We start from the raw sequence: 19,920 nt of genomic DNA, 5'->3' as shown, positions 1-19,920 counted from the left end.
AGGTTCGGCTCAAACAATACCGTTACGCTGCGCCACTTCTACCAAGTCTACCAGCGACTTTGCATTGAGCTTCATTAATAAACGGGTCTTATAGGTACTTACTGTTTTATTGCTGAGCAACATTGCATCCGCTATTTGTTTGTTTGAATGCCCGGATGCCAGTTGATGCAGCACCATCATTTCCCTGCTCGACAGCCGCTGAACCAGCTCTTTTTCACTTACGTTGCCCATGTTTCCACGCACAGGGTGCAGTGCCTGGTTAGGAAAATAACTATAGCCCGAGAGTACGGCCTTGATAGCGCTCAGAAGCTCGGTCAGGTCCTGCTGCTTGCAGACATACCCTGCGGCGCCCGCCTGCATGCAGCGCATGGAGAAGTGACCCGGCGCTTGAGACGTCAGCACCAATACACGCATATGCGTAATCGAGCCCGCCGTGAGCCGGGCAATCACCTCCAGCCCATCGAGCTTAGGGATACCAATGTCGAGGATGACGATATCGGGACGAATCTCCCGTGCCAGCTGTAGCGCGTCGGTGCCGTTGTCGGTTTCGCCTACCACGTCGTAACCGTGGCGCTCCATCAGCATGCGTACAGCCAGGCGTATCACGGGATGATCATCCACGATGAGCACTTTGTTCATGAGCTAATCCGATTGCTACTGTTTGTTATAAAGCGAGGAACATAGCCCAGTTCCCGGCGGCAGATATTTCTGAAATGCCACGTTAGTGCAGACTGCGATTCTCCTTACATGGTCGAAAGAAATATCCTACAAATAAGAATAAAACGGGCCGCCAGGCAAGGGCTTAGCGCGCTGAACTGAACGGAAACGTTACACGGCCTCTAGCTAGACATCAAATCCGCGTGCGGTAATTATGCTGTCAACCTGTTACAGAGCCTCCCGCGAGCGCTCTGAAGGTTTAAAGCCGTTCAGTAAAGCGCTAGCCATATCTAACGCTATATCGCCTCATTGCATCCTACCTTAGCAGCGAGACCGTTGAAGTCGCTTGGACGACGAGGAGTCAATATGGGCATTTCAGACCGCTCAATCAACAATCCACTTGCCCTCATTGCCGTATTGGCAGCCACGACTGAAGCGTCGGCGTTGGCTAGTTTGCCCCTGCTCGATTATCGAAATCAGAGTGTGTTCGTGTGGTTTCTGGTGGGCTTCCCACCGTTTCTAACAGTGCTGTTCTTCATGACCTTGAACTTTAACCGCAGGGCGCTGGAGGCTGAGGTACCTCCCATGCCGGTGCTCAAGGGTGCAGGCACGCAAGATGCTGATGACGCACAGGCACAGGCGCTGCCTATTACAGCCCCCGATCTGGGTCTTGACTCAGAGCAAAAGGTGGCGCAAATACAGGAGGCGGGGTCACGCTCTTCGATTGCCGGGCAAAACCAGACCCGCTTTCACGTCTTTACCTATGCAAATGAGGATGAATGGCGTGACCTACGGCCACAAGTGCAGGCTTGGGCTGAAGACACCATGACACAGCCCTATGCCAAGGAATCACCGGCTGTAGTGCTGATCTTGCCCGCCTAGGTGAAAAAAACCGCGGCCGCGCCGCGGTTTTTCCTAAGGGCTCAGCCCAGGTGGCGGCCTTTGTTGGCGGCGATGCGCATGCGCAATGCGTTGAGCTTGATAAAGCCTGCGGCATCTGCCTGGTTGTAGGCTCCGCCATCTTCTTCAAAGGTAGCAATCGTCGCGTCGAACAGCGAATCGTCAGACTTGCGCCCTACGACGATCACGTTGCCCTTATAGAGCTTCAGCCGCACCACACCATTCACGTGGGCCTGAGATGCATCGATCATCTGTTGCAGCATGAGCCGCTCCGGGCTCCACCAGTAGCCGGTATAGATCAAGCTGGCGTAACGCGGCATCAACTCGTCTTTGAGGTGTGCGACTTCGCGATCCAGTGTGATGGACTCAATGGCGCGGTGGGCCTTGAGCATGATGGTACCACCGGGGGTTTCGTAGCAACCGCGGGATTTCATCCCTACGTAGCGGTTTTCGACGATATCCAAACGGCCGATACCGTTCTCCCCGCCGATACGGTTGAGGTCTGCCAATACCGTGGCAGGGGTTTTCTCAACACCATCCAGCGCCACGATGTCGCCGTTGCGGTATGTCAGCTCCAGGTAAGTCGGGGTATTAGGTGCGGCTTCCGGAGACACCGTCCAACGCCACATATCTTCTTCATGCTCGGTCCAGGTGTCTTCGAGCACGCCGCCTTCGTAGGAAATATGCAACAGGTTTGCATCCATCGAGTAAGGCGACTTCTTCTTGCCGTGACGCTCGATAGGGATCGCGTGTTGTTCAGCGTAATCCATGAGCTTTTCGCGAGAAAGCAGGTCCCACTCGCGCCAAGGCGCGATGACCTTGACGCCCGGCTTGAGCGCATAAGCGCCCAACTCGAACCGCACTTGATCGTTACCCTTGCCCGTGGCACCGTGGCTGATCGCATCAGCGCCGGTTTCGTTGGCGATCTCGATCAGCCGCTTTGCGATCAAAGGGCGGGCAATGGAGGTACCCAGTAGGTACTCCCCTTCATACACGGTATTGGCGCGGAACATCGGGAACACGAAATCGCGCACGAACTCTTCGCGAAGGTCGTCGATGTACACCTCCTTCACGCCCATGGCCTGGGCCTTGGCACGCGCTGGCTCGACTTCCTCACCCTGGCCGAGGTCGGCGGTGAATGTCACCACTTCACAGTTATACGTGTCCTGCAGCCACTTGAGGATCACCGAGGTGTCCAGGCCGCCGGAATACGCCAGAACGACCTTTTTTACGTCCGCCATGCCATCACTCCACCGGTTTTGCCTAAAGCGGCTGATTCTACCGCCGACCGGTATGAATTTACAGCACCGCGACAGCAACGGTTGGCAAAGCGACAAATTGCGACAAAGGCACCGTCTGCCGGGCAGTTAACCCTTTCCAGGAGCCTTAGTGGGCAAAGGCTGCACGGCGGGCGCACCGGTTGCAGGCATTGGCGTAATCGGGTTGGCCGGTGCACTGGCGGATGCGGGCGCTGCAGCGGGAGCGGGGCCTGGCGCGGGTGCTGTCAATTGCACAGGATCGGTAACCGGGCGCTTGTCCAACTGGATATTCACGCGACGGTTACGTGCGCGATTAGCGGGCGAGTTGTTAGCCACCAACGGGTATTGCTCACCGTGAAAACGGAGCTCAATGTGCTCTTCAGGTATACCTTGTGCCTTGAGGTAATCGGCCACTGACAACGCGCGACGGCGCGATAGCTCACGGTTAGTGAGGCGGTTGCCACTGTTGTCTGAATGCCCGTCCAATTCGATGTGATTAACGCTAGGGTCTGCCTTGAGGTAGGCCAGCAGGGTATCGAGCCGGGCCTTGCCTGCGGCGTCGAGGTCTACGCCGGTGCCTGGAAAGCCCACTTGGGTCATGCGTACCTGATCGAAGCTTACAGGCAGCAATTTGGCCGTACACGCCTGGTAATCACTCCATGCCTTGCTGAATTTCACCGGCAATAAGCGTACCTCCATCGGCCGACCGCTATCGCTTCCTACCGCACGTATTACTGTACTGCGACCTTCCATCAGCCCATTGATCAAGCCACTGGCCTGACCCTGACTGGAAGTCAGTACGACAGGGCCGCCGGTCAGGCGCACCGCGCCCAGGTTGATATCGCCTCGCCCGGGCTGCCAGGGTGCTGCCGCGGCTAGCAGGCTGGCGCTGCCTGTGCCCAAGGCAGTGCCGCCCGCGCTGAGGCGAAACACGGCCTTCTCACCCGCGCGGCGTACGAATTGACCCTCGCCGAATTCCGCAACAGGTTGCGTCAGGCGGCATTCAAAGGCATCGCCTTCGACTTTCCACTCCACGTTTTCCAGGCGGGTCTGAAACGTGAATGCCATCGCCGGCGCCGCAGCGAAGCTGCAAACGAGCAAGGATAAACAGGCAAGGTAGCGATGGCCCACGGCACACTCCGAAAGATAACAGCTTACCCAAGGGGTATCGGTCATGGCGCTGCAAACTTGATAGCGGATGCCGCCAGCGGGCTTTTCCGGTAGGATTCGCCCGAGCCGTCCACAGGCAGTGGGCAGGTCGCCCGGCGAAGGCGCTGGCCCTTCACGGGCGGGTGTTCACCAGGCCGCCGCTACGCTGCTGGCACTCCCTGAGTTCTACCCGCCTGGTAACCTCCATGTCCGACCGCCTTACCCTGATACGCCCAGACGACTGGCATGTCCACCTCCGCGACGGCGCCGCCCTGACCCAAACCGTTGCGGACGTCGCTCGTACCTTTGCCCGTGCGATCATCATGCCCAACCTGGTGCCACCCGTGCGCACTGCCGAACACGCCGGCGCCTACCGTGAGCGCATCCTTGATGCGCGCCCCGCGGGCAACCCTTTCGACCCTTTGATGGTGCTGTACCTCACCGACCGTACCCGGCCCGACGACATTCGCGCCGCGCGAGCCACTGGCTACGTGTATGCTGCCAAGCTGTACCCCGCTGGCGCCACGACCAACTCCGATTCGGGCGTCACCTCCGTGGACAACCTGTTCCCGGTGCTCGAAACCATGGCTGAAGAGGGCATGCCGCTCCTGGTGCATGGTGAAGTGACCCATGCACAAGTAGACGTATTCGACCGGGAAAAAGCGTTCATAGACGAGCACATGACGCGCATCGTCGACCGCTTCCCTACGCTAAAAGTAGTGTTCGAGCACATCACCACCGCTGATGCCGTGGCCTTCGTCAAAGGCGCCGGAAGCCAGGTAGGCGCTACCATCACCGCCCATCACCTGTTGTACAACCGCAACCACATGTTGGTGGGTGGCATACGCCCACATTTCTACTGCCTGCCGATTCTCAAGCGCAATACGCATCAGCAGGCATTGATCGAAGCGGCCATCAGTGGCAACGACAAGTTCTTTCTGGGAACCGATTCGGCGCCCCATGCGCGCGGTGCCAAGGAGATCGCCTGCGGTTGCGCGGGCTGCTACACCGCCTACGCCGCGATCGAGCTGTACGCAGAGGCCTTTGACCAGGCAGGCGCGCTTCACCGCCTTGAAGGGTTTGCCAGCCTGCACGGCCCCCGCTTCTATGGGCTGCCCGCCAACACAGCGCACATCACGCTGGTTCGAGAACGCTGGACGGCGCCCTCGGCGCTGGCTTTTGGCGAAAATGAGGTCATCCCGTTGCGGGCAGGCGAAGCCTTGCAGTGGCGGGTTGTGGAGGCACAAGCGTGAGCGACGACCATTTTGACGACGAACTCGACGGGGCATCACCTGCAGCAAGCCGCCATCCTATGGCAGCACGCTTCCGGGGCTACTTGCCGGTAGTAGTGGACGTAGAAACCGGTGGGTTTAACAGCGCAACCGACGCATTGCTGGAAATCGCCGCGACTACCATCGGCATGGATGACAAGGGTTTTGTGTTTCCCGAGCACACCTGGTTCTTCCGGGTAGAGCCTTTTGTGGGGGCGAATATCGAAGCCGCCGCCCTGGAGTTCACCGGTATCAAACTCGACCACCCTCTGCGCATGGCCGTGAGCGAAGAAAGCGCCCTCACAGACATTTTCAGGGGTGTACGCAAAGCGCTGAAGGCTAACGGCTGCAAGCGTGCGATTTTGGTCGGCCATAACAGTAGCTTTGACCTGGGCTTCCTCAACGCAGCAGTGGCCCGCAACGACCTCAAGCGCAATCCGTTCCATCCCTTCTCCAGCTTCGATACAGCAACGCTGGCAGGCCTTGCCTATGGCCAAACCGTGCTGGCCAAAGCCTGCCAGAGTGCGGACATCGACTTTGATGGGAGAGAAGCCCACTCGGCACGCTACGACACCGAAAAAACCGCAGAGCTGTTCTGCGGCATCGTCAACCGGTGGAAGGCAATGGGTGGCTGGCGCGACTTCGACAACTGATAGAAGCTGATAGGGGCGACCTTTCATCGCCCCAACGTTGCCGGGGCCCTGTGCGTTTTGACACGCATTCTCATTAACATTAGTATCTCGGCATTCCCAGCCTTACAGCGAAGGTGCCAGCGATATGTATGTTTGCCTCTGCCAAGGTGTAACCGACGGCCAAATACGCGAAGCCATCCTCGACGGCTGCTGCAGCTACCGTGATGTCCGGAACGCCACCGGCGTGGCCACTCAGTGTGGTAAATGCGCCTGCCTGGCAAAAGAAGTGGTACGCGACACCCTGGCTGAGCTCCAAACCGCTCACAGCGCCATACCCTTCACGGTCGAGTTCACGGCCGCCTAGATCAGCTGATTGCGTGCGATTCGTTTTTTTATCCACGCAGCAACGCAAACTTGAACCATTACGGTTCAGATTCGCAGCAGTTTCTACTCAAAATCGCTGTTTGACAGGGCGTTTTCGCTCCCGCACACTTTCTGGCACTCGCAGCTTGCACAGGCCTAAACCATGAAAGGTGACGTTAGCGTCATACAGCATTTGAATCGCGTACTTGGCAACGAGTTGATCGCCATCAACCAGTATTTCCTTCATGCGCGCATGTACGAAGACTGGGGGCTGAACAAGCTCGGCAAGCATGAGTACGATGAATCCATCGACGCCATGAAACACGCCGACAAGCTCATCAAGCGCATTCTGTTTCTGGAAGGCATTCCCAATGTTCAGGAGCTGGGTAAGCTGCTGATCGGCGAGCATACCCGTGAAATGCTTGAGTGCGACCTGAAGCTGGAGCAGAAGGGTGTTAACGACTGGCGTGCTGCAATCGCGCACTGCGAGACTGTAGGTGATTACGGTAGCCGTGACCTGCTCGAAGACATACTTGAGTCCAAGGAAGAGCATATCGACTGGCTGGAAACCCAGCTTGGCCTGATCGACAAAATCGGTAGCGAGAACTATCTTCAGTCCGGGATGGGCGAAGAAGACGCCTGAGGCAGGTAGCACAGCCTGATATAAAAAATCCGAAGCCTTTTCAGGTTTCGGATTTTTTTTGCCGGGGCGACCGGCCGCCGTGCCCCTAATCGAGTACGGTGGCGGCCTTAATACAATACCTCAGGCGCTGGCTTCGCCTTGGGTAGCCTTAGCTGTTACCGCGTCTTTCACCAGGGTTTGCAACTCACCGTTAGCGGCCATCTCGGCAACGATGTCGCTGCCGCCTACCAGCTCGCCGCCTACCCACAGTTGCGGGAACGTCGGCCAGTTGGCGTACTTGGGCAGATTGGCGCGGATTTCAGGGTTTTGAAGGATATCCACATAAGCGAATTTCTCGCCGCAACCCATAAGCGCTTGCACGGCCTTGGCAGAGAAACCGCACTGCGGCGCGTTAGGCGAGCCTTTCATGTATAGCAATATGGTGTTGTTAGCGATTTGGTCTTTGATGGTTTCGATGATATCCATGGGCACCTCAGGCTTTTGGCTACGCGACATTCACACGTCGACACGTACAGGCATTGTAACGGAAACCCGACCATGACGCTCGGCCTTCCCGCCCTTGCCCTTATTGCATCGCGGTGCCGGAAGGCGGGCCAAGCATCTCGATTTCAGTAATGGTCTCTACCTCATCTTGAGACACATGCACGCCGGTCATTTCACCGATGATTTGCCAGTGCGCATCAAGCTCGGCACTAATAGTTGCCATACGATCGATCATGTGCCGACCTGCCTCTCTGGCTACCTTGTCTTCGCTTCTGAGCAACTCGAACGACATGGTAGTGATCGATGCGGTCAGATGGGTTAGCGTACGAGCGGTTAGCCCGAGCAACTCCATCAGCTGTTTTTCCTTCGCTTCCATTCGGGACTCCCTGTGTCTCGTGGAAAACATTATTACCCACGGCAGAGCGTTGTGGAATGCTGTCACCGTACTGCAATGCGTTGCTGTGACGCCCCTCAAGAAACGGACTGCATCAGTGTGCCACGGTTCACACATCCTGGGACGAATGGCACCAAGCAATCAAATGAAATGGAATTCTCTGTTGAAAATTTATGACACCCCTTGGTATCAAGCGACATTTTTTTATAAGATCGCGTCCTTGTTTCTTCCAGGTCGCACCACAAGCGGCCTTCCGGCACTACGCATAAAGGTACACAACGATGAGCGCCCGGCACTTTCTATCCCTGATGGATCTTTCCCCTGACGAATTGCTCGGGGTCATTCGCCGAGGGATCGAACTCAAAGCCTTGCGCAACCGCGGCGTGCTCCATGAGCCATTAAAAAGTCGGGTTCTGGGGATGATCTTCGAAAAATCTTCTACACGGACCAGGCTGTCGTTCGAGGCTGGCATGATCCAACTGGGCGGCCAGGCGGTCTTTCTGTCCTCTCGCGATACCCAGCTGGGGCGAGGCGAGCCGGTCGAAGACAGCGCCATCGTGATGTCCAGCATGCTCGACGCCATCATGATTCGCACCTTCGCCCACGACACCGTAACCGCCTTCGCTGCCCACTCCCGCGTGCCTGTCATCAATGGTCTCTCCGATGACCTGCACCCCTGCCAACTGCTGGCAGACATGCAAACCTTCGAGGAGCACCGGGGGCCCATTCAGGGCAAAACCGTTGCCTGGGTCGGTGACGGCAATAACATGTGCAACAGCTATATCGAGGCTGCGGTGCAGTTTGACTTCCATCTGCGCATCGCCTGCCCCGAGGGCTATGAGCCCCCGGCACGCTTCCTGGCCGAAGCAGGTAGCCGTGTAACGCTGATGCGCGACCCGCGCCAGACAGTAAAGGGCGCTCACTTGGTGAGCACGGACGTCTGGACGTCCATGGGGCAAGAAGAGGAAGCCCAATTACGGCTAGCCCGTTTCGCCCCGTACCAAGTAACGGCTGAACTGCTCGATCTGGCTGCGCCAGACGTGGTATTCATGCACTGCCTGCCTGCCCACCGGGGCGAAGAAATCAGCCTCGACTTGCTCGATGATCCTCGCTCGTTGGCCTGGGATCAGGCGGAAAACCGCTTGCACGCCCAGAAAGCGTTGCTCGAATACCTCGTCAAACCTGCCTATCGAGCCGAATGAATACCTCTGCCCTCCTTAGCTTGAACGCGCTGGCGTGCGGTTACGCCGACCAGCGTATCGTCCAGAACCTAGACCTGCACCTGGCGCCAGGAGAAATCGGCTGCCTGCTGGGGGCGTCCGGTTGCGGCAAGACCACTACCCTGCGGGCTATAGCGGGCTTTGAACCTGTCTATGAAGGCGAGATACAGCTCAGCGGTCAAGTGATCTCACGGCCCGGTTATACCCTCGCCCCGGAAAAGCGCCGCATCGGAATGGTGTTTCAGGATTACGCGTTATTCCCACACTTGTCCGTGGCAGCCAATGTGGCCTTTGGGTTGGGCAGGCGGGCAGATGCTGCACAGGTGGTGGCGCAGATGCTTGCGCTGGTGAAGCTTGACGGGCTGGGTGACCGCTACCCTCATGAGCTGTCCGGTGGCCAGCAACAGCGCGTCGCGCTGGCCCGGGCCCTGGCCCCTGAACCCGAACTGCTATTGCTCGATGAGCCCTTCTCCAATCTGGACGTCGACCTTCGCCGACGCTTGAGCCGTGAGGTGCGCGACATCCTCAAGAGCCGAGGCACCAGCGCCGTTCTGGTGACACACGATCAGGAAGAAGCCTTTGCGGTAAGCGACAAGGTGGGGGTATTTCGCCATGGGCTGCTTGAGCAGTGGGACACGCCGTACAACCTGTACCATCAACCGCAAACGCCGTTCGTGGCCAGCTTTATTGGTCAAGGCTATTTCATTCGCGGCGAGATGACCGCTGTCGATACTGTCCACACGGGCTTAGGCGAGCTAAGAGGCAAGCACGCTTACCCATGGCCTGCAGGCACCCTGGTAGATGTCTTGTTGCGCCCGGATGACATCGTATTGGCGTCTGACAGCGCCCTACGTGCCTGTATCATTGGCAAAAGCTTTCAGGGCGCGTCTACTCTTTATCAGTTGCAGTTACCCACGGGTACGCAAGTGGAAGCCATGTTCCCAAGCCATGCGGATTACCTGCCAGGGCAGCAGGTGGGTATTACCGTGGCCGCTGAACACTTAGTGCTGTTCCCTAACAGTGGCAGCGTACAACTGGCTTCTTAAACCGCCGGGGGCGTAAGCCCGGCCAGTAGGCGCCCAGAGGCGATCAGCGTGACATGCCCTCCTATCACCACCCGGTCCCGTGCCAAGCGGCAGCTGAACTGCCCGCCGCGTGGTGAGCACTGATAGGCACTCAAGGTGGACTTACCCAACCGCCGTGCCCAGTAAGGCACCAAGGTAGCGTGAGTGGTGGCCGTGGCAGGGTCTTCAGGAATACCCAAACGTGGCGCAAAGCACCGCGAAACAAAATCATGCCGCTCGCCGCGTGCCGTAATCACTACCCCGGGCCACATAAGTGACGCCATCGCCAGTTGATCCGGTTGGCATTCGCGCACTGCTTGCTCGGACTCCAGCACCACGAACAACTCGTTTGCCCCCAAAACATCAATGACCTCGACACCCAAGGCGCGCTGTACTTCCAGGCTTACACCCTCCTCCTCTGGGTAGCGCGCTGGCAGGTCGAGCCACAACCGGCTGTTCTCCCGGGTGACCACCAATGGCCCTCCCCGGCTAAGGAACGTCAAGGTGGCGGCGGCTTCGGCATAGATCAACTGCAAGACATGGGCAGCTGCCAGGCTGGCGTGCCCACACAGCGATACCTCCAACAACGGCGTAAAACCTCGAATACGCCACGCCCTGCCCTCGCGCACCACGAACGCGGTCTGTGACAGATTGTGCTCGGAGGCAATACGCTGCAGTACCTCATCCGGCAGCCAGTGATCGAGCCGGTAGACGATAGTAGGGTTGCCACTGAAGGGGTATTCAGAAAAGACATCTACTTGGTGATAATCAAGTTGCATACACACCCCACAGGATCATGCGAAAAAGCACCCGGCTTGCTTAGGCTCTGGCAATTGCCGCGAACGACGCGCCGGTCAGCTCAGCCAGGGTAGCGCTAGACAGCTCCACCTCCAGGCCTCGCCTGCCCGCACTGACGAACAGCTGTTCGTAGCCTTGAGCGGTTTCGTCAATAAAGGTGCGCAGCCGCTTCTTCTGGCCAATCGGGCTGATGCCTCCTAATAAATAGCCGGTCGCCCGCTGCGCCGCCAGCGGATCTGCCATTTCGCATTTTTTAGCCTTCGCCGTGGCTGCCAGTGCCTTCAAGTCAAGCGAGCCTGACACCGGCACTATGGCCACCAGTAGCTCATGGCGCTCGGTTTCCGCCAACAAGGTTTTGAACACCTGCTGAGCGGGCAGGTTGAGCCGTTCGACAGCCTCAAGCCCATAGGAAGGCGCTTTGGGGTCATGGGCATATTCATGCACCTTGAAGGTAGCGTGGTGGTTTTTTAGAAGGGCTATGGCAGGGGTCATGGGAGTGGTCATGCGCCAAGACAAATCGTGCCTGAGCATATAGCCAAACCCTACGGCAAGGCCACGTTGTACGCGGTTCTTCCTTGTGATTTTCCTGCCCGCGGAGGTGGCACAGTTCACGAAGGTTCGATTTCGACCTTTACACACTCGCTTTATGGTTATATTTTTTCGTTTACGAATGCTGCGGCCGAACTTTTCCCTTAAGTGTTCGTCCATTGCGCCGTCGTACCGCTGCGCTTAGGGGTAGGCCTAGGCGCAGGACTGCTTTACGTCACAACAACAAAAATTGAGGTACTGGATGTCGAATGAAGTAAGCAAACCTGTATTGTCCGGCCAGTGCATGGCCGAGTTCCTAGGCACCGCCTTACTCATTTTCTTTGGCACCGGATGTGTTGCCGCCCTCAAGGTCGCGGGCGCCAGCTTTGGGCTGTGGGAAATAAGCGTGATATGGGGCATTGGGGTGAGCATGGCGATTTACCTCACTGCAGGTGTTTCGGGCGCCCACCTTAACCCCGCCGTCAGCATCGCCTTGTGGCTGTTCGGAGGCTTTGAAAGGCGCAAGCTGCCCTTTTATATTGCCGCTCAGGTCGCCGGTGCCTTCTGCGGCGCGGCGCTGGTCTACACACTGTACTCGTCGTTATTCTTCGATTACGAACAAGTACACCACCTCCTACGGGGCAGTGAAGCCAGCCTCGAGCTTGCCAGCGTGTTTTCGACCTACCCCAACCCTGCCCTGAGCGAGGGCCAAGCCTTTCTGGTAGAAGCCGTTATTACCGCGATTCTGATGGCAGTGATTATGGCCCTTACCGACGACAACAACGGCTTGCCAAGAGGCCCCATGGCCCCCTTGCTGATCGGCTTGCTGATTGCTGTAATCGGCAGCGCCATGGGGCCCCTTACAGGGTTTGCCATGAATCCGGCGCGTGACTTTGGCCCCAAACTGATGACATTCGTGGCCGGCTGGGGCGAAATGGCCTTCACTGGCGGGCGAGAACTTCCCTACTTCATCATTCCGATCGTGGCACCGGTGCTTGGCGCCTGTTTCGGCGCAGCCAGTTACCGCCTGTTGGTTGCGCGGTATCTGCCCGTCACCGCTCGCCCGAGCGATACTATCAGCACTGCCCAAGACACTGACAAAAAGGCCAATGCACGGGCGTCTTGATCCGAGCCATTGACCTTAACCACCCTACTCAAGGCCCCCGCCATGACCGATAAAAATTACATCATTGCGCTTGACCAAGGCACTACCAGTTCACGTGCGATCATTTTTGATCGCGATGCCAATGTGGTGTGCTCGGCACAGAAAGAATTTGCCCAGCACTATCCTCAGCCAGGGTGGGTAGAACATGACCCTATGGAAATTTTCGCAACCCAGAGCGCGACCATGGTCGAGGCGTTGGCCCAGGCTGGCTTGAGCCATGCTCAAGTGGCTGCGATAGGCATCACCAACCAGCGTGAAACCGTGGTGGTATGGGACAAAGAGTCCGGTCGCCCCATCCATAACGCGATTGTGTGGCAGTGCCGACGCAGCACCGAAATCTGCGAGCAGCTCAAGCGTGAAGGGTTTGAAGACTACATTCGGGAAACCACTGGCCTGGTCATAGACCCCTACTTCTCCGGCACCAAAGTCAAATGGATTCTAGACAACGTCGAAGGCAGCCGCGAGCGCGCACGCCGTGGCGAGCTGCTGTTCGGGACCGTAGATAGCTGGCTGATCTGGAAATTCAGTGGCGGCAAGGTGCACGTCACTGATTACACCAACGCCTCGCGCACCTTGCTATTCAACATTCATACCCTGGCGTGGGACAAGCGCCTACTGGAAGTACTGGACATCCCGGAGCAGATGCTGCCAAAAGTACGGTCGTCGTCAGAAGTTTACGGCCAGACCAAAAGTGGCATCGACATCGCCGGTATCGCAGGGGACCAGCAGGCTGCCCTCTTCGGCCAGATGTGCGTCAACCCTGGCGAGGCCAAGAACACCTATGGCACCGGCTGCTTCTTACTCATGAACACTGGCAGCCAGGCGGTTACGTCAAACCACGGCCTGTTGACGACGCTAGCCTGTGGCCCACGTGGAGAGGTGGCGTATGCCTTGGAAGGCGCTGTGTTCAATGGCGGGTCGACCGTGCAATGGCTACGTGACGAGCTCAAGGTCGTCAATGACGCCTTGGACACCGAATACTTCGCCAACAAGGTAAAAGACAGCAACGGCGTTTATCTGGTGCCAGCCTTTACCGGCTTGGGCGCCCCCTACTGGGATCCTTATGCCCGTGGCGCGTTGTTCGGCCTTACGCGCGGCGTAAAGGCCGATCACATCATCCGGGCTGCGCTGGAATCGATAGCGTATCAAACGCGGGATGTCTTGGACGCCATGCAACAGGATGCCGGGTCGCGCCTAAGCACCTTGCGGGTAGACGGCGGCGCCGTGGCCAACAACTTTCTGATGCAGTTTCAGGCCGACATCCTGGGCACGCCGGTGGAGCGCCCGCAAATGCGTGAAACGACCGCGCTCGGGGCCGCCTACCTGGCAGGTTTGGCCACAGGCTTCTGGAGCAGCCTGGATGAACTGCGCGACAAGGCAGTGATCGAGCGGCAGTTCACGCCCCAGGTAGATAGTGAAAAGCGACAGGCCCTGTACGCAGGCTGGCAGAAGGCGGTAGAGCGCACGCGCGGCTGGGCACAATAACCCTGGGGTAGCGAAAGCCGGGGGGGCTACGGCATCATGGGCGCATTCCGTTAATGCGACCAGGATTCCCCATGACCTTGCCCCCCCGTCAGCAGCAGATCCTTGAACTGGTGCGAGAGCGTGGTTACGTCAGTATCGAGGAGATGGCCCAGGTCTTCGTGGTAACGCCACAGACCATTCGGCGAGATATCAACCAATTGGCCGAAGGTGCCCTACTCAGGCGCTACCACGGGGGCGCGGCTTACGATTCGAGTATTGAGAATACCGCCTACGCCATGCGCGCCGACCAGATGCGCGATGAAAAACAACGGATCGCCGAAGCGATAGCGGCCCACATTCCCGACCAGGCATCACTGTTCATCAATATCGGCACGACCACCGAGTCCATCGCGCGCGCGCTGCTTGGGCACAGCCAGTTGAAGATCATCACTAACAATTTGCATGTAGCGTCTATCCTCAGCGGCAAGGAAGACTTCGAAGTGCTGTTGGCTGGCGGTACCGTACGGCGTGATGGCGGCGTGGTCGGCCAGGCGTGCGTCGACTTCATCAACCAGTTCAAAGTAGATTTTGCCTTGGTAGGCATCAGCGGTATCGACGAAGACGACGGTAGCCTGCTGGATTTCGACTACCAAGAGGTGCGGGTGTCTCAGGCCATCATTGCCAATGCCCGGCAAGTGATATTGGCCGCCGACTCCAGCAAGTTCGGCCGCAATGCCATGGTTCGCCTGGGGTCAATCGGGCTCATCGACCGCTTGGTCACTAACAACACCCCTGCCCCAGCGCTAGTTCAACACCTTAACCAGCACAAGGTACGCCTGGAAGTGGTGTAGTTCCCTATTACTGCCCGCTTCCGAAAAGGTTTTATTTTCATTATTGTTCGATTACACCCCTCTTATGAAGAAAATCAATCATAAGGTGGGTGGCGGGTGCGCGATTATTGGGCTACTATTTTCGAAAATGAACATTTGATGTTCGATTGTCATTCGAATTAGCCGGAGGCCTTATGCCTGATACCTCGCACTCGCCCGAAACCCTGTATGACGTTGCGGTCATCGGTGGCGGTATCAATGGCGTAGGCATCGCCGCTGACGCAGCGGGCCGTGGGCTGTCGGTGTTCCTTTGCGAAAAGGACGACTTGGCCAGCCATACGTCCTCCGCCAGCAGCAAGCTTATCCATGGCGGCCTTCGGTACTTGGAGCACCATGAGTTCCGCTTGGTAAAAGAGGCGCTGGCCGAGCGTGAAGTGCTGCTGGCCAAGGCGCCCCATATCGTCAAGCCCATGCGCTTTGTATTGCCGCACCGGCCTCACCTGCGGCCTGCGTGGATGATCCGTGCCGGGTTGTTCCTCTATGACCACTTAGGCAAGCGGAAAAAGCTTCCCGGCTCGCGCAGCGTCACGTTCGATGCCAGCAACCCCCTAAAAGCTGACCTCAAGCGCGGCTTCGAATATTCCGATTGTTGGGTAGACGATGCCAGGCTGGTGGCGCTCAATGCCATGTCTGCACGTGAGCACGGCGCCCAGATCCGCACCCGCACCCGCTGCATCAATGCCCAACGGGTTGGCGAGGTATGGGAAGTGCAACTCGAAAACGCTAAAGGTGAGGGGTATACCATTCGTGCCAAGGCACTGGTCAATGCTGCCGGGCCATGGGTGGCGCGCTTTATACGCGAGGATTTAAAGCTGCAGTCCCCGTACGGCATTCGTTTGATCCAGGGAAGTCACCTGATTGTGCCACGCCTCTATGAAGGCGAACATGCCTACATCCTTCAGAACACTGACCAACGCATCGTATTTGCGATTCCCTACCTGGACCGCTTCACCATCATCGGTACTACGGACCGCGAGTACACTGGCGACCCCTCGAAAGTAACCATCACTGATGAGGAAGCCAAGTACATCCTTAACGTGGTGAACGACCACTTCAAGCGCCAGCTTACAGTCGCGGACGTAGTACGCAGCTACTCTGGCGTGCGCCCCCTGTGCAACGATGAATCCGATAACCCATCGGCAATTACGCGTGACTACACCCTCGCGCTGACCCAAGCCCAAGGTCAGGCACCATTGCTCTCCGTGTTCGGTGGCAAGCTTACGACCTACCGCAAACTGGCAGAGTCGGCCATGGTGCAGTTAAAGCCCTTCTTCCCAGCCATGGGGCCAAGCTGGACAGCCAGCCAACCACTTCCAGGCGGCGAAGGCATGACCGATGCACCTGCCTTGGCCAGGCAGTTGCAGGCGAAGGCGCCTTGGCTGACGGCAGAGATTGCTACACGCTGGTCCACCACCTACGGCAGCCGTAGTGAAGCACTGCTGGAAGGCTGTAAGCAGCTGTCCGATTTTGGTCAACATTTTGGTAACGGCTTGTATGCTCGCGAAGTGGACTATCTGGTAAAAGCCGAATGGGCGTGCACTGCCGAGGACATTCTGTGGCGGCGCACCAAACTTGGATTGTTCCTTGACGCCGAGCAACAGCAGGCGCTTGCGCAGTACATGACGCAAGCCGTCGTTGCCCAGGGTCGGACCCAGGCTGCCTGAAGCCGAAATGAGCCCCTTATCACTACCCTGCCATTGGCGGGGTAGTTTGGCTGTGTTGAAATAGGCACGGTCTTTGGCCTCGACTTACAGGCCGTCCTTACAGGCCGTCCTTACAGGCCGTCCTTACAGGCCATCGCCACCGTTTCTACTCTACAGCTGCTTAATCTGTGATCACTCCTCGCTTTCGTCAGTGGTTGTTCATTCCACTGCTGGCATTCATTACCCTTATTCCAGGCCTCGCTGGCTATGCGCTGAGCGAGCATTTCGGGGTGCGCAAGCAGATCGACACAGGGGCCAGACAGCTGGAGCTGCATGCACGTACCGTAGAAAGCGAGCTGGACAAATATACGTATCTGCCTAGCGTGCTCGAACTCGAACGCAGCGTTGGCCAACTGCTGACCCGGCCAAACGATGCCGATACTCAACAGGTGGACCTCTACCTGGAGGGGCTCAAGGCACGCAGCGGCAGCCGTGCGATTTTCCTGATGGGCCTTGATGGCCGTGTATTGGCCAGTAGCAACTGGCGTGAGCTGGACAGCTTCGTTGGCGAAGACCTTGCGTTCCGGCCTTACTTCCAGGACGCCGCCCAGGGCCGGCCTGGCCGGTACTACGGTGTAGGCAGTACCACCGGGGAGGCTGGCTATTTTCTTGCCCAACCCGTGCACAGCGGTGGCGCCATCGTAGGGGTGGCCGTGGTCAAGATCCGCCTGGATGCACTTGAGGCGCGCTGGCAAAGGGCTCGCCTCGAAGCGTTCGTGAGCGATGAAAACGGCATCATCATTCTCTCCAGCAACCCGGACCGCCGCATGAAGTCCATCGCCCCGCTGGATGCCGGAAGCCGCGAGCGGCTGACTCGCAGCCTGCAATACTACTCTGCGCCCTTGAATGAACTCACACCGCTGGCCCGTGAACGGTTGAGCGATCATGTGGAGCGGCTCACCCTTGCCAGGGGCGATGGTGAGGGGGATCAGCAGTTCGCACGCTACCTGGCGCAGAGCTTACCCATCACCGATACCCGCTGGCACATGACCTTACTTACGCCCCTCCACGACCAGCGGCGCCAGGCCATCATCCAAGGTGTGCTGGTGGCAGTCGCGTTTGCGTTGTGCGTGATCCTGATCGTGGCCAGCAACGAACGGCGCAAAGTGATCGCTGCGCGGCTGGCGGCCAGGGAAGCGCTACAGGCCGCCAATGCTCTACTTGAAAAACGCATTGCCGAGCGCACCGCCGATTTACGCAACAGCAACGAACGCCTCAAGGATCAGATTCGCGAGCGCCGCCAGGCCGAACAAACCTTGCGCAAGGCCCAGGACGAGTTAGTCCGTGCCGGAAAACTCGCCGCTATCGGCCAGATGTCTACCAGCATTGCTCACGAACTCAATCAGCCCCTGGCAGCGTTACGCACGTTGTCCGGCAACACCGTGCGGTTTCTAGAGCGTGGCAATCTCGAGGTCGCCAGCACCAATTTGCGCACCATCAGTGAGTTGGTCGAGCGCATGGGCCGTATCATCACCAGCCTGCGCGCCTTTGCACGTGGCGGAGAGCACTCGGGTCAAGCCAATACGGCCACTGCGGTCGCTGCTGCGCTGGGCGTACTGGAACAACGCCTGTTAGCCCGCCCTGTACGGCTGAGCCAACAGGTGGCGGCCGCAGGGGTCGCGATTGAACAAACGCGCCTCGAACAGATTTTGATCAATTTGTTGGGCAATGCGCTGGATGCACTGGAGGGCAGCAATGCGCCTGCGATCAGGGTACTGGGTGAGCGCCTCGAACGCGACTACCGCTTCCATGTAAGTGACAATGGGCCTGGTATCGCCACAGAGGCCCGCAGCCATGTGTTCGAGCCCTTCTTTACCACCAAACCGGGTGAGGCCGGGTTGGGGCTCGGGCTTACGCTGTCCGCCCAACTGGCCGCGGCCGCGGGTGGCCAGTTGAGCCTGGACAGCAGCGCCGAAGGGGGTGCCAGCTTTACCTTGATCTTGCCATTGTGCGCGCCCAGCGCCAGGAGCGACGTACCATGACCTACCCTTTGAGCGTGCTGATCGTGGAGGACGACCCTCATGTGCTGCTGGGTTGCCAGCAAGCCCTGAGCCTAGAAGATATCCCTAGCGAGGGGTTCGCCAGCGCCGAGCTTGCATTAGGGCGTATAAGCCCTGGGTTCGCGGGTATCGTGGTCAGCGACATCCGGCTTCCAGGTATGGATGGCCTGACTTTTCTAGGGCGTCTCAAGGCGATAGACCCTGCGCTGCCGGTGGTGCTGATTACCGGGCACGGTGACGTTGCGTTGGCCGTCAATGCCATGCGTCAGGGTGCCTATGACTTTATGGAGAAACCCTTCTCCCCTGAGCGGTTGGTGGAGGTCGCCCGTCGGGCGTTAGAGCAACGCGCATTGGCCCTTGAGGTGTCATCACTGCGGCGCCAACTGGCGGAGCGTGGTGGCCTGGAGCAGCGGCTACTCGGGCACTCCCTGCAGATTCAGGCACTGCGCGAAACCATCGCCAACGTGGCGGACACCTCCGCCAACGTTTTGATCACAGGCGAAACCGGCACGGGCAAGGAGTTGATTGCGCGCTGCTTGCACGATTTCAGCCGACGACAGTTACAGCCATTCGTTGCGCTCAACTGTGGGGCCCTGCCAGAACACCTGTTCGACAGCGAGATCCTGGGGCATGAGGCTCATGCCTTTGGGGCTGCCGGGGAGCGACGCATCGGCAAGGTGGAACATGCCCATGGCGGCACGTTGTTTCTGGACGAGGTGGAAAGCATGCCTGATCACCTTCAGGTCAAAATGCTGCGAGTACTGGGAGAACGCACCCTTGAGCGGCTGGGCTCTAACCTCGCCGTTGAAGTGGACATACGGGTAGTGGCCGCCACCAAGGCCAGCCTGGCTCAGGCCACGCAGGACTCCGCCTTAAGGGGGGACTTCCTGTATCGACTGAATACAATAACCCTGCACGTACCCCCCCTACGGGAGCGCCGCGAGGATATTCCGGTCTTGTTCGAGCATTTCCTCAACCACGCCGCACTGCGCTTCGGCCGCGAAGTGCCTGAGCTGGATAGTGCGACCCGAACACGGCTCATGGTGCACGACTGGCCGGGCAACGTTCGCGAGTTGCGTAATGTGTCCGAACGTTTCGCACTGGGGCTTCCTGCCTTCACCGAGGGTTTTACTCAGGGTAACGGCTTACCCTTCGCCGAAGCCGTGGAAGCGTTCGAGCGCAACCTGTTGCAGGAGGCCCTGATCCGTAACGGCGGCAACCTGACCCAGGCCAGCCAGGCGCTGGGTATGGCCAAAACCACGCTGTTCGATAAGGTGCGGAAATACCGACTCACAGTAAACACTGCGCAGCGCAGCGACCCCAAGACGTAAGTAACT

At 58.3% G+C, this 19,920-nt stretch carries 20 protein-coding genes; 13 read left to right on the top strand and 7 right to left on the bottom strand.

All coding sequences use genetic code 11. The features are described 5' to 3' along the window. Positions 1 to 9: 9 nt before the first annotated feature. Complete coding sequence (locus AC4LE2_RS05595) at positions 10 to 639, bottom strand: response regulator (RefSeq protein ID WP_491824716.1); 630 nt, start codon at positions 637 to 639, stop codon at positions 10 to 12. Between the two features lie 384 nt (positions 640 to 1,023). Here AC4LE2_RS05595 and AC4LE2_RS05590 point away from each other — a divergent pair, with 384 nt between their 5' ends. Continuing rightward, positions 1,024 to 1,539 carry a hypothetical protein gene (locus AC4LE2_RS05590; protein ID WP_491824714.1) on the top strand — a complete coding sequence of 172 codons (516 nt, stop codon included), beginning with the start codon at positions 1,024 to 1,026 and terminating at the stop codon, positions 1,537 to 1,539. 41 nt (positions 1,540 to 1,580) lie between these two features. Here AC4LE2_RS05590 and AC4LE2_RS05585 read toward each other — a convergent pair whose 3' ends face one another. Together AC4LE2_RS05585 and AC4LE2_RS05580 are read right to left on the bottom strand one after the other, a co-directional pair. Next, positions 1,581 to 2,798, bottom strand: coding sequence for an argininosuccinate synthase (locus AC4LE2_RS05585; protein ID WP_491824712.1), 1,218 nt, complete (start codon positions 2,796 to 2,798; stop codon positions 1,581 to 1,583). 126 nt (positions 2,799 to 2,924) lie between these two features. Beyond that, positions 2,925 to 3,947, bottom strand: coding sequence for a flagellar protein MotY (locus AC4LE2_RS05580; RefSeq protein WP_491824711.1), 1,023 nt, complete (start codon positions 3,945 to 3,947; stop codon positions 2,925 to 2,927). 224 nt (positions 3,948 to 4,171) lie between these two features. Here AC4LE2_RS05580 and pyrC point away from each other — a divergent pair, with 224 nt between their 5' ends. The 4 genes from pyrC (at position 4,172) to bfr (ending at position 6,874) form a co-directional block, all read left to right on the top strand. Then, a complete protein-coding gene (gene pyrC, locus AC4LE2_RS05575; protein ID WP_491824709.1) occupies positions 4,172 to 5,218 on the top strand; it encodes a dihydroorotase in 1,047 nt (348 codons plus the stop codon). Further along, on the top strand, positions 5,215 to 5,889 hold the full coding sequence (gene rnt / locus AC4LE2_RS05570; protein WP_491824707.1) for a ribonuclease T: 675 nt from the start codon (positions 5,215 to 5,217) through the stop codon (positions 5,887 to 5,889). Before pyrC ends, rnt begins: the two co-directional genes overlap by 4 nt. Before the next feature lie 124 nt (positions 5,890 to 6,013). Further along, positions 6,014 to 6,232: a bacterioferritin-associated ferredoxin gene (locus AC4LE2_RS05565; RefSeq protein WP_491824705.1), complete on the top strand. Its 219-nt coding sequence runs from the start codon at positions 6,014 to 6,016 to the stop codon at positions 6,230 to 6,232. 162 nt (positions 6,233 to 6,394) lie between these two features. Next, entirely contained in the window at positions 6,395 to 6,874 is a 480-nt protein-coding gene (gene bfr / locus AC4LE2_RS05560) for a bacterioferritin (protein WP_491824703.1), read from the top strand. Between the two features lie 120 nt (positions 6,875 to 6,994). Here bfr and grxD read toward each other — a convergent pair whose 3' ends face one another. Further along, the gene (gene grxD, locus AC4LE2_RS05555; protein WP_491828055.1) at positions 6,995 to 7,339 is read right to left on the bottom strand and encodes a Grx4 family monothiol glutaredoxin; all 345 of its coding nucleotides are present in this window, start codon (positions 7,337 to 7,339) and stop codon (positions 6,995 to 6,997) included. Between the two features lie 100 nt (positions 7,340 to 7,439). After that, positions 7,440 to 7,733, bottom strand: a complete 294-nt coding sequence (plzR, locus tag AC4LE2_RS05550; protein ID WP_491824701.1) for a PlzR type 4 pili assembly inhibitor — start codon at positions 7,731 to 7,733, stop codon at positions 7,440 to 7,442. Between the two features lie 299 nt (positions 7,734 to 8,032). On the opposite strand from plzR, the gene argF reads away from it, so the two are divergent. Further along, positions 8,033 to 8,953 carry an ornithine carbamoyltransferase gene (gene argF, locus AC4LE2_RS05545; protein WP_491824699.1) on the top strand — a complete coding sequence of 307 codons (921 nt, stop codon included), beginning with the start codon at positions 8,033 to 8,035 and terminating at the stop codon, positions 8,951 to 8,953. Then, a complete protein-coding gene (locus AC4LE2_RS05540) occupies positions 8,950 to 10,017 on the top strand; it encodes an ABC transporter ATP-binding protein (RefSeq protein WP_491824697.1) in 1,068 nt (355 codons plus the stop codon). The genes argF and AC4LE2_RS05540 overlap by 4 nt, the downstream gene beginning before the upstream one ends. On the opposite strand, the gene AC4LE2_RS05535 is transcribed toward AC4LE2_RS05540, so the two are convergent. Together AC4LE2_RS05535 and ybaK are read right to left on the bottom strand one after the other, a co-directional pair. Beyond that, the gene (locus AC4LE2_RS05535; RefSeq protein ID WP_491824695.1) at positions 10,014 to 10,814 is read right to left on the bottom strand and encodes a PhzF family phenazine biosynthesis protein; all 801 of its coding nucleotides are present in this window, start codon (positions 10,812 to 10,814) and stop codon (positions 10,014 to 10,016) included. The genes AC4LE2_RS05540 and AC4LE2_RS05535 overlap by 4 nt on opposite strands. Before the next feature lie 40 nt (positions 10,815 to 10,854). Next, the gene (gene ybaK / locus AC4LE2_RS05530) at positions 10,855 to 11,325 is read right to left on the bottom strand and encodes a Cys-tRNA(Pro) deacylase (RefSeq protein WP_491824694.1); all 471 of its coding nucleotides are present in this window, start codon (positions 11,323 to 11,325) and stop codon (positions 10,855 to 10,857) included. 298 nt (positions 11,326 to 11,623) lie between these two features. On the opposite strand from ybaK, the gene AC4LE2_RS05525 reads away from it, so the two are divergent. The 6 genes from AC4LE2_RS05525 to aauR all read left to right on the top strand — a co-directional run bounded on the left by AC4LE2_RS05525 (position 11,624) and on the right by aauR (position 19,914). Further along, the gene (locus AC4LE2_RS05525; protein WP_491824692.1) at positions 11,624 to 12,487 is read left to right on the top strand and encodes an MIP/aquaporin family protein; all 864 of its coding nucleotides are present in this window, start codon (positions 11,624 to 11,626) and stop codon (positions 12,485 to 12,487) included. Positions 12,488 to 12,529: 42 nt separating this feature from the next. Then, entirely contained in the window at positions 12,530 to 14,011 is a 1,482-nt protein-coding gene (gene glpK / locus AC4LE2_RS05520) for a glycerol kinase GlpK (protein ID WP_491824690.1), read from the top strand. Positions 14,012 to 14,082: 71 nt separating this feature from the next. After that, positions 14,083 to 14,841, top strand: a complete 759-nt coding sequence (locus AC4LE2_RS05515) for a DeoR family transcriptional regulator (protein ID WP_491824689.1) — start codon at positions 14,083 to 14,085, stop codon at positions 14,839 to 14,841. Between the two features lie 173 nt (positions 14,842 to 15,014). Then, complete coding sequence (glpD, locus tag AC4LE2_RS05510; protein ID WP_491824688.1) at positions 15,015 to 16,544, top strand: glycerol-3-phosphate dehydrogenase; 1,530 nt, start codon at positions 15,015 to 15,017, stop codon at positions 16,542 to 16,544. A 167-nt stretch (positions 16,545 to 16,711) separates the two neighbouring features. After that, positions 16,712 to 18,565: a sensor histidine kinase gene (locus AC4LE2_RS05505; protein ID WP_491824686.1), complete on the top strand. Its 1,854-nt coding sequence runs from the start codon at positions 16,712 to 16,714 to the stop codon at positions 18,563 to 18,565. After that, positions 18,562 to 19,914 (top strand): two-component response regulator AauR, encoded by a 1,353-nt coding sequence (aauR, locus tag AC4LE2_RS05500; RefSeq protein ID WP_491824685.1) that lies wholly within the window; start codon positions 18,562 to 18,564, stop codon positions 19,912 to 19,914. Before AC4LE2_RS05505 ends, aauR begins: the two co-directional genes overlap by 4 nt. Positions 19,915 to 19,920 lie beyond the last annotated feature (6 nt).

The sequence above is a fragment of the Pseudomonas sp. 9.3L genome, assembly GCF_058536285.1.
This window is presented reverse-complemented; position numbering and strand designations above follow the sequence as displayed.